9 protein-coding genes are annotated in these 13986 nt (G+C 44.6%); 5 read left to right on the top strand and 4 right to left on the bottom strand.

Features of this window, described 5'->3' with window-relative positions; translation table 11 throughout:
- Positions 1–687 precede the first annotated feature (687 nt).
- The 3 genes from SGRA_RS24300 to SGRA_RS02035 form a co-directional block, all read right to left on the bottom strand.
- A complete protein-coding gene (locus SGRA_RS24300) occupies positions 688–2118 on the bottom strand; it encodes a hypothetical protein (RefSeq protein ID WP_014373461.1) in 1431 nt (476 codons plus the stop codon).
- Positions 2119–2280: 162 nt separating this feature from the next.
- Complete coding sequence (locus SGRA_RS02040; protein WP_014373460.1) at positions 2281–2970, bottom strand: T9SS type A sorting domain-containing protein; 690 nt, start codon at positions 2968–2970, stop codon at positions 2281–2283.
- 221 nt (positions 2971–3191) lie between these two features.
- Positions 3192–4607, bottom strand: coding sequence for a DUF4384 domain-containing protein (locus tag SGRA_RS02035; RefSeq protein WP_245538615.1), 1416 nt, complete (start codon positions 4605–4607; stop codon positions 3192–3194).
- 317 nt (positions 4608–4924) lie between these two features.
- Between SGRA_RS02035 and SGRA_RS02030 the strand changes: the two genes are divergently transcribed.
- The 5 genes from SGRA_RS02030 to SGRA_RS02000 all read left to right on the top strand — a co-directional run bounded on the left by SGRA_RS02030 (position 4925) and on the right by SGRA_RS02000 (position 11206).
- On the top strand, positions 4925–5587 hold the full coding sequence (locus SGRA_RS02030) for a hypothetical protein (protein ID WP_014373458.1): 663 nt from the start codon (positions 4925–4927) through the stop codon (positions 5585–5587).
- Positions 5588–5660: 73 nt separating this feature from the next.
- On the top strand, positions 5661–7046 hold the full coding sequence (locus SGRA_RS19770) for an N-acetylmuramidase family protein (protein ID WP_014373457.1): 1386 nt from the start codon (positions 5661–5663) through the stop codon (positions 7044–7046).
- Positions 7047–7243: 197 nt separating this feature from the next.
- The gene (locus tag SGRA_RS02015; RefSeq protein WP_014373399.1) at positions 7244–8689 is read left to right on the top strand and encodes an IS4 family transposase; all 1446 of its coding nucleotides are present in this window, start codon (positions 7244–7246) and stop codon (positions 8687–8689) included.
- 240 nt (positions 8690–8929) lie between these two features.
- Positions 8930–9547 (top strand): hypothetical protein, encoded by a 618-nt coding sequence (locus SGRA_RS02005; RefSeq protein WP_014373455.1) that lies wholly within the window; start codon positions 8930–8932, stop codon positions 9545–9547.
- 180 nt (positions 9548–9727) lie between these two features.
- Positions 9728–11206 carry a hypothetical protein gene (locus tag SGRA_RS02000; protein ID WP_041329806.1) on the top strand — a complete coding sequence of 493 codons (1479 nt, stop codon included), beginning with the start codon at positions 9728–9730 and terminating at the stop codon, positions 11204–11206.
- Here the strand turns inward: SGRA_RS02000 and SGRA_RS01995 are convergent.
- A complete protein-coding gene (locus tag SGRA_RS01995) occupies positions 11203–13869 on the bottom strand; it encodes a protein kinase domain-containing protein (protein WP_014373453.1) in 2667 nt (888 codons plus the stop codon). The two genes, SGRA_RS02000 and SGRA_RS01995, sit on opposite strands and share 4 nt — an antisense overlap.
- Positions 13870–13986: the final 117 nt, after the last annotated feature.

The following is a 13986-nucleotide window of genomic DNA, read 5'->3' as shown; positions in this document are numbered from 1 at the left end:
CGCTAGGCCGTTTGGCCTTCGGCCATGGCGGCTTTGCCGCCTGCCATTTATCGCCTAGGGACAAGCCCCTAGGCAGCAAGAAGGGCGCACACAAGATTTTAATATTAGTCCCTCAACTTTTTCTTGGGAGTTTTGAAAAAGGAGAGGGAAAGAAAGCGTCTTTTAGCGGTTGGGTAGTTTTGGGCTCAAGCTTAATGGACAGCTATAAGTAGAAAAAGCGAACAAGGACTTTCTCCTTCAGTTCGCTCAGTTAATAAGCCTAGGCTTTAGCCCATGAACCCAAAACTTTTCAGTCGCCAAAGAAGAATGCCAAGAGCAAAAAGACCGTGGAGCGGCAAAGGCCAAATGAAAGCCCTTCCACTTCTATCCTTTGCTTTAATTTCTTGCTATTTTGCCTTATTTTTCTCCCCCATAGCTAGGGCTATGCCTTTAAAAAATGCCTTGACTAGCCTGAAATTTTTATCAAAGGATGGCCGAAGCGCAGGACTTCCATTCGGCCTAGCGATGTGCAGCAGTGCGGCGCAGCCGCAGACCAAGGCCGTTAGGCCGCAGGGCCGAGCAGACCTGCGAGCTGCGAAACGTAGCGCCGCAAGGCCGCAGGCCGCAGCGGAGGCCCCAAAACAAAAAAGCCCCAAACTTTCGTTCAGGGCGCTAGATGTTAAAATAATATAAGGCAAAAAAGAGAGGCTATTTTGACTGCTGACAACGACTATCTCGGATTGCTTTTTCCCAGTTTTTTGCTGCTGCTAAGAGCACCCTAGCACTATCTGCTAATTGTTTAATCTCTTCTGCAGATAATTCCTTGAAAGGATCTAGTCGCTGAAAAGCTTTGTCTCCCAAAAACTTAGTCCAAACGTTTTTGATAAAATCGTTCATAGAAAGGTAGTCTTCATTGGGGTTTGTCTCATCTATTTTAGACAAAAAATAGTCTTCTAATAGAGGAATTTTCAACCCACTTCTCGTTGATGCTGAAAAAAGGCTGTGAATATGGGCCTTCCATTGCTTTTTGCTTAGGCAGTAGTTTCTAATATTAGGATCACTGATGCTAGGTTGTAGTTTTTTAAACCAGACTTTAATTTCTTCTTTAAGTTGTATAACAACTACTTCTCGGCGTACGCTAGTATGCCGTAGTTTAGCATCAAAGCAGCTATACAGCCAGTCTATAGGATAGAGCTCCTGAGGAGCAGGAGGGTAGCCGTTCATCCAGCGCTGTTTTTTTACGTCATAAAATTCTTGACAAAAGAGCTCTTTCCTAAAACTTGAAGAAAGGGATAGCTCAGTATGAATCTTAGCGCTCAACTCATCTATTGAGTAGTGTTTGTTACTATCTAATTGATTGGCCAATTGTTGAATCAGTTGTTTTCTAATAAGAGGATGCCCTGTATTTCCTTGTTTTAAAAACGCTATTAACTCCTTAGCTGAAATAGAGTATTTAAAGGCGGGGTCTAAATGCAGTTGCTCCTCTAAAGGAGCCATATTGAATAATTGGTTTAGGATTCTACTTTCACCATAGTTAAGGAGGTCATAGAATCTAGTAAGTTCTGCCAGGTAGGTAGAGTCGGCTTCTTTTTTCTCTCTCCACTCTTCTGTGGTCAAAAAGTCATCTTTGGCCAAGGCTTGGTCCAAAATGGGTTCTAGTTGGCTAGGCGAAAGGACATAAGGTGCAATGCTAGACTCAATAAAGTCCGATTTAGCACTATATTTCTCAATCTTTTCTACTGCATCATAACGCTCAAAAATTTGGGCCAATTCTTCTAAAAATAGACTGGGTGACTTGTTGTTCGCCTGCTTTACTAAGGCCTTAATATCTCTCGAAATTAGGCGACAAACTTTGAGCTTTTTACCTTGATAAAAGTTAAAATAAAGATCATCTAGGTATAAGGTTTCCTCCCATTGGTCCTTCTTAATACTATTTTTTAGGCTTCTTGCCTTATCGGCTACCGCTATCGCATTTAGGGCAAATTCCAAACAAAAATCAATTTTTGGAATAGCGGCCTCTGTGCTCATTCTTTCTTTACTACTATAGTCCTTAGTTCTACATTCTGCTTTGTTTTCTTGCAGCTCAATGGGAGCGAAAAGTCCCGTGAAAAGGACCAAAAAAGTCATAAGGGTGTTCATTGGTTTATTTTTTAATTACATAAAGTTAGCAACCTTTTCGTAAACTTAAAAAAAAAGAGGGTAATTTTTTGGACTGCCCCGCCTTGCAGGCCGCAGCGGAGGCCCCAAAACAAAAAAAGCCAACTGAAAACAGCTGGCTTTTTGAATCTTAGGCGCAAAAGACTAAGGATTGTACTTGCTAATGCGCTCTGTGCGGATAATATGACGGTTTTCATCAAGCATCCGAAGCATGTAAATGCCGCGGTTGAGGCTGCTGACATCAAATTTGTCTTGCTGCCCATTGACCTGAAATTGCAAAACTTTGCGGCCCACCACATTGTAAATCTCTAAATACTTGACCTGCTCTTGGGCGTCTCGAAGCATGAGGTGCTCTACCACCGGATTGGGGTAAACCGTAGGCTTTTCGGCCTTGGGCTGATACATTTTTTGTGCCGAGCGCTCATTTTTGGCTGAGGCAGAAAACAAAATGCGTTCGGCATCCTGCTTGAGCCCTTTTTCATAAATCTTGAGCTCTAAATTGCCAATTCCCTCCTTTCCATTAGGGCGAAAATTGACCCGAAAATTAGAAACCTCTTCCTTGGGGCCCAACACCAATTGCTTTTTTTGGACCAAAGAGGAGTAGCATTGTCGGTCGCAAACCGCTACCTCCCAGCCCTCGGGGCAGAGATTGCGGCTTTGTTCCCAAACCAAGGTGATTTTGCGATTGCTTTCATTTTTTAGGCTAATCCGGGGCCCTATTTCTGCCTGGCAATCGCCCTGAAGACTGGCATAATCCGCCGAGACCGAAAAGTTTTGGGCCGAAAGAAAGACCGTGAAAAAAAGAAAACAAAAAAGATGTATAGTTTGCTGCATAAGCGGGGGGTTGAGTTGGATGAATTTTGGTTGTTTTTAGCCTAAATTGGGCCAAAGAAACTACCTGGCCGCAAAAAGACTGAATTTCTATTTAATATACAATTTATCCCCATAAAATTCCCTGCTATAGCCCCGCTTTTAACGATTTCATCACTTTCCCGAAAGCTTAGGCTAAAAAAAAGCCCCTTTGCTTCTGGCAAAGGGGCTTTAAATTGTGGCGCTTAACGCTTGTCGTACTCTAAAAAGATGGGCACAATATAGCGCTCTGTAGAAGTGGCCGAAAACTCAATTTTATTATCCTTAAACTCAATATTGTGGTTGCCCACAATCTTCTCCTGATGGGCGGCATAAAAGCGCTGGAAAAGGTTCAGCTGCTCATCATCTAGCTCATTGATTTCTTGGAGAAAACGCTCTGGGAGAATCTGTTTTTTCGAGAACAAAATACAAATGTAGTTTTTTGTCCCATCTGGGTCTACCTGAAAATGATCACCTTTATTTGTAGGGACTCTAAACTTTTTCTTTTCATCCTTAAAATATTGCTGATCGCCAGCCTGCGGATAAAGCAAGTGAAAACCGCGGTCTTCATCGCCTTCAAAGACATAAATAAAGCCTTTGCGTAAATTCGTGATCTCAAAGAAGTAGGCGGTTTCTGGCAAAAAGGTACCCTGCACCTTATATAGGTTTTGAAGCAATTGGACATTCGCTTTGCTCGCATTGATGTTAAACACCAATTCGCCCTCTTGGCCATATTTCTCCTTCAATTTTTTGAGATACTTTTTGGTGGCATCGGCAGGAGGCGGAAACTTAATGTAGTTGCGAATATAAGTGGCCGTATAAAGCATCCGCTTGAGCTGCCCACGGCTAAATTTGGTCCGACAACCTTGGCGAGGATTATCCGACATGATATTATCGACCATCGGCTTGTAAAATTTGCGATTGGCATCTTTTAAAGTACCTACATAATCACAACGATCATCAATAGAACGACGGTCCAAACCGGGGTCGGCCGGGGTGTCACAAACTTGATCGCCCTCCATCTGGCAGTTTTCTCCAGAAACCAATTCTTCACTACGCTGCCCAGCAATAGGACCAGCAGTGGGGTAGAGGCCAAAAAAATGCCCCATCTGCCGCTTGAGCGTGGTGCCATTACTGAGGGCCTTTTTTGTGATAAACAAACGATTGACCGGCTTGGCTGAAGGCGGATGCGTATAACCCGAAAAACTATTGCGCTCGCCTTGCAGCTTGTTTACAATGTAAACGTTAATTACATTAGCCCGATCATGTGGCCGACAAAGCTTTTCTTCATCAACTACCGGAAAGCGATAAAGCGCATCATCCCGAATGTAGTTGTAGTCCTCTAAAGGCAAAAAACGAATGTTGGCCTTCAAAAAACTTTTGTTGAGCTCCCGTATTGCTGCCTGTACCTCGGCAATCTCACAACCATTACTGCCGTCACTCTTGGCCACAATATGAATCTTGAGCGGAAACTCTAATAAACCCCGACTTACACTGTCGTTAAACTGCTCTATGGCCATTACATGCCCCTTCATAAACTCAAGCTGCTCCTCATTATAGGTCGTCCCAGATAGCTTCTTCCCAAAGCCACCAAAACCACCACTGCGAGGACGCTGGGCCATTAAACTCGTGCTGAGCAAAAAAATAAAAAATAGTAAACTGAACTGAGCTTGCCTCATAATAAAAAAGTTGTAGTTTAAATTAGGAATTCATACAGAGGACTACAAAACTAAGGCCTAGCTAGCGTTTTTACCAAGGACTAGGCAAATTTTATAAGGCCAAGCCCATTATTTTACAAGAGGATCCGATAAGTTAAGCGTCTTAAATGCAATAAAAATTAGGAATACTTCTTTATGCGCTTGCTTAATTCTGCAAAACTCAATATATTCGACTCGTTAAAGCAAATACAATACATTAACCTGCCAATACATACTACCTTATGAAAACGAAATTAAAAGTTGGAGTTTTATCTGAATTGACTCAAGCCGCTTACGAAAAAGAATTTAAGCGCCTGAGCAAAGCCGCTTTTACTCAAGCCAATAGCGAAGATACCGCTGTCACACTTTACGTAAAACGTGAGCACAAATTTGCCTGCGGTGCCACTGGCCCCCTTATGCTCATTGCTAAACTAGATGCGCAATGGAAAAAACAAGCCAAGGAAGACCTCAAAGGCGATAAGAAAATGGTCATGATCGCTAAGGCTTTTGTTCAGGAAGGCGAAAATGGCGCTACCCTAGAAGTAAGCCCCATCAAAGGAAATGCCCCCCTAGCCAAAATCGCTAAGGAAGCTAAGACCATCCTCAAAAAAGTAAAATTGACTCTCAACGAATTTGTAGCCGGTTCTGCTGGTCCTGAAGTAAGCGCCGCCGGTGCTGCCGAAGAAGAGCAAGAGGGTAAGCAAGAAACTGCACAAACAGAAGAACCCAAGGCCAAAGAAGAAGCCAAAACAACAGAAGATAGCGCTTCTGATGATACCGCCTCTGCTGGCCCCGAAAGCACTACAATCGACCCCCAACTAGAGAAGAAAAAAGCCAAAGCCCGCCAAGTGATGGCCAAAATGCTAGAGAATCTTCAGAAAATCGAAAGCAAGCTTCAAAAATAATCCCTGCTTTTATCCCTCTAGCCCTTTTCGGCTAGAGCATCTTATCTATTCAACCTAATTTAACTTTTGAAGCATGGCTAACGTAGAAAAACTACAACAACTGCTCGGCAAATATCAAGATCAGCTTAAAACACTCAAAGAGCTGTTCATGGCCGATGGCAAAATCGATGATAAAGAACAAGCTACACTAACGCAAATTGAAGAACTGATTAGCTCTATCGGAGCATCTATCGGCTCTGCTGTAGAAGGCGCATCTGCCGCCGCAGCAACTCCCGCTAGTGTCAGCTCTATCTCTGGATCTGTCGGTAAAGGCGGAGATAATAAACTAGAAGATGTAAAATTGGTCCAAGAACTACTCAACAAAAAAGGCCAAAACCTTACTGTTGATGGAGACTGTGGCCGCAATACTATCGCCGCTATCGAGGCTTTCCAACAAAGCGAGTTCGGCTGGAAAGATGGCCGTATCGATCCAGGCGGGAAAAGCTGGGGCGCACTCTCTGGCGGAGCTAGCGCAAGCACCAATGAAGCAACTACCGAAGAAGGAGAGGACACAAGCAGCGAAGATGCCTCATCCGGCGATGATAGCAGCTCTGCTAGCTCCGATGCCGCCGCTTCTGGCGAGGTAGAAGAGGCCCTAGCCGCCAATTCTAAAATCTCTGCCTCTGTAGGCGCAGGTGGAAAAAATCAAGCGGAAGATGTGCTCCGCGTAAAACAACTCCTCAATAAATTTGGCCACAAATTAACCGAGGACGGAAATGCCGATGCCGCACTTACCGCAGCAATCAAAGATTTCCAAACTAAATATCGCGGAAGTAGCAAACCCGATGGCCGCGTAGACGCTGGCGGACGTACCTGGGGCTCTCTGCTCGGTATGGGCCGTATCCAAGGCCACCTAGAGGCTTTGTCTAAACAGTATGGCGTAGAACCCGCCGTCATTATGGCGATCCAAACTGTCGAGTCTGGCGGAAATGGCTTCTTCTCTGATGGCCGACCCAAAATCCTCTTTGAAGGACATATTTTCTGGAAGGAACTCAAGAAAGCAGGTAAAGATCCTAATGCGCTCCGCCCTGGAAACGAAAATATTATCTACCCCAAATGGGATAGTAGCCAGTACGCCGGTGGTACCAAAGAGTATGATCGCCTCGCTAGAGCTGAAAAAATTCATAAGGAAGCCGCCTATAAGGCCACTTCTTGGGGCGAGTTCCAAATTATGGGCTTTAACCACTCTACCGTAGGATACAGCGATGTTTTCTCTTTCGTGGAAGCCATGAAAGTACCCAATGGCGCTTCTCTCAAAGCCGTTATGGAGTTTGTGAAAAACAATAATCTTCTCCGTCACGTACAAGGAAGTAGCAAGGATTGGGCAGCTTTTGCCAAAGGCTATAATGGCCCCGGCTATGCCAAAAACCAATATGATAAGAAGTTGGCCTCGGCCTTCGCTCGCTTCCAAAATGTATAGCAGCCAGTAGTTCTGATCATCCAAATATTAACGTCTCGTTCCTTTTTTAGGAGCGAGGCGTTTTTTGTTTTGGGGCCCGCGGCCAGCGAAGCTGGCCGCCGCTATGCTGCGGGGCTTGGGTTGACCCACTTTTAAAAATAAGCTTAACTTAGCTCTAAATCAAGATTTATATGGACAGTACAAAGGTATCTTCATTTATGCTAAATAAGCAATCAGTGAGAGTATGTTATAGATTAGCAGAGAGTCTAAAAAATAATCCTAACCCACATTTAACAAATGTAGCAAAAACTGATGCAGACCGTAAGGCTTTCATGAGGTTGTTATCAAACAAAAATCTTACTGAGGAATACATTCAATTTGAGTTTATTGGCAAAAGTAGGGAGTCTATGAAGGTGGTTGAAGAAAAGCTTCTGGCCTTTCACGACACCTCTGAAGTTGTACTGAATAAGCAAAGAAATAGACTAACGGACAAAGAGGGTTTAGGCCCTGGAGGTCGGGAAACAAATTTGTCTGTATTTCTTCACATGGCTCTACTATATGGTCGAGAAAGCTTTCATTATCATGGCTTAGGAGGTGTTCAGCTTTATAATCGATATAAAAATAGAGTAACTTGTAAGGAGGCTGAAAATAGAAATACGGGTCATTTTAGAGGTGAAATTACGAGATGGAAAGTAAATGTAGAAGAGACAGAATCTGCGTTAAAAGTAATTAACGACCTAATTGATATTTTACATGTTTGTGATCGAGAAGGAGATGTTTATCCCATGATGGAAAGTTTTTTCAGACAGCATATTAAGTTCTTGATTCGGTCTCGAACAGATAGACGAGCAACGATTTGGGAGGATGGCAAAAAGATTCCATTATGTGATGTCTTTGAACATTATCCAGCAGACTTTGAGACGACAGAAACGGTCAAGAGTAGCCGTAAAAAACTTAACGGGAAGAAGCTAGTTATTCGATCTAAAAAAGTGACTTTTGCCGTTCCCAAATCTTGTAAGTATGTTCTTGGCGAACCAAGGCCTAAACCAATGACAATCAATGTTATTGAGGTCTTTGAAAAGGGCAAAGGTTTTTCAAAATCTGCCGCTAGAAAAAGAAGCCGAACAAAAAAAGATCATGATGATGAAACCATCAGTTGGCGCTTACTCACAAATGAAGAAATCAACAGCGAAGAAGAGCTCTTAGAGCTTGTTCTTTGCTACCGCAAGAGGTGGTTAATTGAAACATACTTTAAATATTTAAAATCAGATGGCTTTGATATTGAAAACATATGTTTAAAAACAGGTAAAGCTATCCGCAAAATGATACTTATGGCAATCAGTGCATCTGACAAGGTCCTTAAGCTTAAAGAAGCTGGACTTAACCAAGATAATGAGACTCCAGCAACCTCTATTTTCACAGAAGATGAAGTAGAAGTCTTAGATCTTATATTTAAACAATATCTAAAAGGCGAAAGCCAAAGCCCTTCTTTGCGTAACCCATTTACCTCTAAATCAATAGCTTGGGCCTATTGGATCATAGCAAGGTTGGGCGGATTTAATGGCGCAGTGAAGAAAACTAGGCATGCCGTATCCGTCAAGAAAATAGGACTAGGGTTAGAGAGATTCATATTTATGTATGATGGATATCGATCCCTAAATTGACACCGCTATAAAAAGTGGGTCAACCCAAGGCTGCGGGGCTCGCAGGTCTGCTCGGCCCTTCGGGCTTCCGCCCTCGGTCTGGCCTAACGGCCACCCGCTCCGCAGCGCTGGGCCGCTCATCAGCCTTCTTTGCCCAAAAAGAACATCTCCGGCCGCCTGATTTTTACTCTTTTCTAGGCTCAGCAAAAAAAATGCTCCCCAAGGCCTAACCTTAGCCAAAGCAGGGCATAAAAAATAAAAATGAAATACCTCTTCTTCCTTTGCCTGCTTTGGTCGCCTAGTCCCTACGCAAAAAAATATGGCCAGAACTACCAAAAAGCAATCGCCTTTTTGCAGCAGCACCAAAGCCTTTTGGAGCAAACCGCCAAGGAGTTAGAAATAGAACCCGCCGCCTTAAAGGCAGTGGTTTTTCCCGAACTCCTCCGCTATAACCAATTAAAGGATATGCTAGAAACCGAGGCCCTAGAACAAGCTTACCTCCGTGGACTAGCTGTCGATTTTTCTATCGGCCCTTTTCAAATGAAACCCTCTTTTGCCCAAACCCTAGAAGATAGCCTGGACTTAGCCATAGATAGAAGCCCTAAGGCCCGCTTGGCCCGCCTCAAAACCCTAGAGGGCCAAATTTTTTACCTAAAGTGCTTTTTGCAAATCTGCCAAAAAGAAAAATGTCCCCCCAATTGGAGCCCCCTAGAGCTTTGGAGCTGTAAGTATAATTCTGGCCTCAATAAATCATTAGAAGAACTCAGCTATTGGCGGCAGCAAAAGGCGTTTCCCTATGGCCCAAAACTAAGTCCCGATATCCAAGATAATTATAGCGATATCGCCCTAGATTACTACCAACAATTTGGACCAAAATAAGAAGTAAGGCCTGAAGGGCCTCATGGCCTAGGGATGGTAACTGGGGCGGCGAAGCCGCAGACCCAGCAAAAAAAGCTTCGCTTTTTTTGCGCAGGGCCGAGCGAGCAGCGAGCCAGTGCACAGCCCGGCCGCCATAGGCGGCAGGCCCCAAAAAATAATCAACAGAAAAAAAAAGAAGCCATGAAAACAAAAATCTATTTGGCCGCTCTGGCCCTGCTAAGCCTAATGGCTTGCCAAGAAAAAAAGACAACTGAAGTCCTTGCTAGCAGCCAATGGGAAGCCCAACGCCCATTTGCCAATATTGATATTCCCTTTGAAGACTATGAAATTGATGCAGATCGAGATACCGTTTTAGCCTTGCCTCAAGGCGGTGCATTTTACTTTAAAGGCGGGGCCCTGCGCAATGAAAATGGAGATCGCATTAGCGGAAAAGTTAGCCTGAAGTACCGCATTTTTCATGATGCGCCCAGCGCTTTTTTGGCCGCTATGCCCATGAGTTACGAGGCCCAAGGAGAAAAAAGATATATGGCCACTGCGGGCATGTTTGAGCTGCGAGCAGAACAAAATGGGAGCAAACTAAAGATGGCCGAAGCCATGAAAATTACCACCCCCTCTTTTCAAAAAGAAGGAAATTATAGCTTCTTTCATCTGAAAGATGAAGATGGAAAATGGGAATATTTGGACCAAGAATATGAAATAGTAGAAAATAAGAGCAAGCAAAAAGCCCTCAAAAAGGTAAATTATAAGGCCCAAAGTCTGCTTAAAATGCCCCTAGAGGCTAAGTATTTTTGCTTTGATTATTCGGCCATTTTAGATGCTACTTACAATAATAATTATGGCAAAATATATGAAAACCGAGAGAACCCTCTAGTAGGGCAGAAGGCCCAGCAGTACGGACTTTCTTGGCTAAATAGTCAATGTTATAAGTATATTGATTATCAGGGAAGCAAGCAGCCTGCGGCCATGATGGTTTGGAAAAGGTTGAGCGGGGGGCGCTTCCCAGCTTGGGCCAAAGATAAAGACTTTGATGCCCTTGATTTGCAGCCCATTCGGGGCAATATTTATCAGCTTACCCTAAACTCTAATGATGGGACCGAAGAATGGAGCGGTCGAATAGAGGCCGTCATGCCTTTGATGCAGTTGTATCGCTATAGTCCCCAGAGTTGGGCCAAAAATTATGAGAAAAATATGGCCGAAATTGAGGTGGAAATGCAACGCCTCAGCCAAGAGGCCGACCTTTTCCGCAGTTTTGAAATTAGCGACTTTGGCATTTATAATTATGATCGTTTTCTGAAGTGGGATGAAGCTCTACCCCTAGTGGCCCAGTTTGAAATAGAAGGCGGAGAGTTGCCTGCTAGTTTTCGTTTGGACAAAGTATTTTGTTTTCCACTAAATGAGGCCAGCCTAATTGATTTGCCAGCAAGAGACTGGAATAAGCTCCGCATATCTCCCGATCGTCCGCTCCGCTTTTTGGCCGTTTTGCCCAATGATCAAGTGGCGCTCTTCGATCTAGATGATTTTGCGGCTATAGATTGGAGTGAAATCAAGGACCGCCCAGCGGACCAACCCTATACGATTGTCTTGCGGGCCCAGCCAGGGCAAATCAAAACAGCCGAAGAGGTACAACAGCTATTTGCGCCAAAAATGGCCGCCCGCTAGGGCTGATAAGCAGAAAGCTGCTGCTCAATTCCAGCTTTCTTTTGTAGTGTAATTTCAATCTGGGCCATATTTTCGGCTTGCCAGTCCCGCAAACGATGGCGTTCTTCTTGTAGCTTTTGATGCAAGTTGTGCTGATGCAAATGGGCCAAGTTGTTGAGCTGCTCCTTATGTTTTTTCTGTAATTGTTTAGCCTCTTCTTCCAGTGCTTGGTAGAGGGGGCTTCTTTCTTCTAAAACAAGCTGCATTTCCTGACTAAAACGCTGCTGTGCTTGGCGTACTTGCTGCCGTTTTTCCTGATACTGCTGCCGTATATTTTGGGCCTTTTTAGCCAAAAAAGCATCTTGGGCCTGCTGTTGTAGGTCGGCTTTTCTTTTGGCAAACTTAGGAACGGCCAAGCGGGCTTTGGCTTCTAGCTCTTCCCGTTCTTTGGCATAAAACTTATCTATGCGTTTTAGCTCTAGTTCTGTCAGCCGCTCTGTTTTCTGGCAAGCTTGCAACCAGTGCATAAAACGGTGGGCCAGATTAACATCATTCTGGCTGAAGTCGGATAGATTCAAAACGCGGCCATCTCTAAAGATAAATTGGGCCTTAGGGATATTGATATCATCTAGCTGGCCCATAGAGTGAAAGCCGGCCTCATTGAGTTTAAGGATAAGGCTGAAGCCATCTCGAGCGCTTAGGTGCAAATGCTGCTTATAGCCAGCTTTGAGGTTCTTGAATCGGCTGAGGCTATTGTGTTGGGCCTGTATATCTTGCTTTTGGCGATCTTGCAGTAGTTCTCTTTGCTCCTCAATATAAGAGAAGAAGCGTTTTTCTTCGGCGGCTAGGCGCTCAAAGGCAAGGCGTTTTTCTGCTTGGGCCATGGCCTTAAATTGATGAAATTCTTGGCCCAGCTCTTCTTTTTGTGCAGCTAGGAGTTCGTTTTGCTCGGCTTTGCGTAAGATCTCTAGGGCCGACTTAAAATCATGGGCTGAACTCAGTTCGGGCAGTTCTGTTTGTAGCTGGGCCAGAATGGGCGCTATAATAACCGCTTTATGCTCCTGTTCCTGGGCCAGCAATTCCTCAAAGGCTAGGTCTAGCCGTTGCAAGCCCTCCTGATAACTCAGCTTGATGGCCTTACTTTCTCTTTCTAGGGCTTGGAAAGGGGGGAGTTCCGTTTTTAAGAACTCTACTAACTTGCTCTTAGACTTTTCTAGCTTGCTGTCCCATTGGTCCAGTTCGTTTTGCAGCTTTTGCGCATTATTTTTTAGTTTTTTCCACTTGAAGCGTTTGGGGTGGACAAGCTGGTGGATCCCCCGAATAATAACGGGAAAAATAAGAATGGGAAAGGCAAAAAAGCCTTGAATGATCAGCATGATTTGCCAGTAGGGGTATTGCAGTAGGTCCTTGCTCATCCAGTCGTAAATTGCTGGAAAGCTGCTGAGCAGGGCGACGGCCGTGGCTAGGGTCGCAATTAGGCTCAGAATAAAATTCCCCCAGCTATCCATATTGATCTCTAGATTGATTTGCTGTGCTGACTTAGGATATGACAGCTGCGGCATTTTCCAAGCTAGGGCCAATTGATAGTCTCGGGGAAGGTAATCGCTCCATTTTTTTTCTTCCTTTTCTAAGGGTGGCAAAATATCGGAGGGGCGGCGCAGCCGCTTAAACTGCAGGCCCTGTTGCAGCAGCATTTGCTGAAAGCGCTGTTTGAGTTCGGGGTCTTTTAGTTCTTCGAGCAAGGCCCAGCACCATTCTTCGGCTAGGGGGCGGAGTTCGGGCAGATTGTGGCCATCTACAAAACTTCTAATAAATAGGCTTTGTAGGGCATCGGAAAACTGTAGAAAACCCTGATGGGGTGGGGGGATGATTTTAAATAGGCGTTGAGCTTCTGAATGATGGACAAACAAACCGGCCTCAATTTTTTGGTGCAGGCTCACGAGTTGCTCGTTGGGAGAGGCTGCGGAGGCGGCATAAGGATGAATGCCCAGCAGGAGCTTATAAAGAATGACGGCTAGGGCAAAATTATCCCAGCTGGGGGCAAAGCTTTTGGGTTTATCTTGTTTGTAATATTCCGGGGCCGAGTATTCGGGAGTAGCCACAGGGGCCATAAATTTAAGCTCGCCATTTTCTTTTATTTGAATAGAGTCCATATCGACTAGGGCCAGTTGTCCGTTGCTTTGCAAAACAACATTTTCTGGCTTGAGGTCCACTAGGACATAGCGATCTGTTTGGTGGAGCCGATAAATGGCCAGGCTGAGATTAAAGGCTATGCGCAGTCTTAACTCTCGGCTATTTTTTTGGTCCAAGGCTAAGCGTTGCCAACTTGGATTTAGCTTTTTGGGGAGTTTGGGGAGGCAAAGTAATTCTAATTTTTTGCCCTGAACAAAAGGCATCACAAAGCCCAAGAAACGGCCATCTTGAGTAAGGAGGATATCTCTGGGCCAAACAAAGGTAGGCCATTGGCCGGCCCGCAATTCTTCTGGCGGATGCTTAATCAGTAGGTTGATTTTTTCTTCTCGCTCTTTTGTTCTTTTGGGGCGATGGTAAATTTTGGCCACAAGTCCTCTCCAATGAGAGGGGCTTTTGATGCGGTGCAGACTGCCTTCTCCGCCAGAGGCAAAGGGTTTTTCTTGGAGCTGGACCTTATCTTTGGTCCTTTTGGCATAGCAAATTAGGGACATAGTATAGAGGGGTTGTTGTGGCAGAAGAACAGGCAATCTACTGAAAAACTAGCTGATCTGCTAAGCCTAAAGCCCCTTTTTGGTCCAAATTTACGGTGGACAGGCGGCGAAGCCGCC

This window comes from Saprospira grandis str. Lewin, from assembly GCF_000250635.1.
In the GTDB taxonomy this organism is placed as follows: domain Bacteria; phylum Bacteroidota; class Bacteroidia; order Chitinophagales; family Saprospiraceae; genus Saprospira; species Saprospira grandis.
This window is presented reverse-complemented; position numbering and strand designations above follow the sequence as displayed.

Excerpts from the sequence above, each read along its gene's own strand:
- SGRA_RS02035 (WP_245538615.1), bottom strand. The coding sequence starts at position 4,607 with ATGGCCCAGCGTCCTCGCAGTGGTGGTTTTGGTGGCTTTGGGAAGAAG.
- SGRA_RS19770 (WP_014373457.1), top strand. The coding sequence starts at position 5,661 with ATGGCTAACGTAGAAAAACTACAACAACTGCTCGGCAAATATCAAGAT.
- SGRA_RS02015 (WP_014373399.1), top strand. The coding sequence starts at position 7,244 with ATGCTAAATAAGCAATCAGTGAGAGTATGTTATAGATTAGCAGAGAGT.
- SGRA_RS02005 (WP_014373455.1), top strand. The coding sequence starts at position 8,930 with ATGAAATACCTCTTCTTCCTTTGCCTGCTTTGGTCGCCTAGTCCCTAC.
- SGRA_RS02000 (WP_041329806.1), top strand. The coding sequence starts at position 9,728 with ATGAAAACAAAAATCTATTTGGCCGCTCTGGCCCTGCTAAGCCTAATG.
- SGRA_RS01995 (WP_014373453.1), bottom strand. The coding sequence starts at position 13,869 with ATGTCCCTAATTTGCTATGCCAAAAGGACCAAAGATAAGGTCCAGCTC.
- SGRA_RS02030 (WP_014373458.1), top strand. The coding sequence starts at position 4,925 with ATGAAAACGAAATTAAAAGTTGGAGTTTTATCTGAATTGACTCAAGCC.
- SGRA_RS24300 (WP_014373461.1), bottom strand. The coding sequence starts at position 2,118 with ATGAACACCCTTATGACTTTTTTGGTCCTTTTCACGGGACTTTTCGCT.
- SGRA_RS02040 (WP_014373460.1), bottom strand. The coding sequence starts at position 2,970 with ATGCAGCAAACTATACATCTTTTTTGTTTTCTTTTTTTCACGGTCTTT.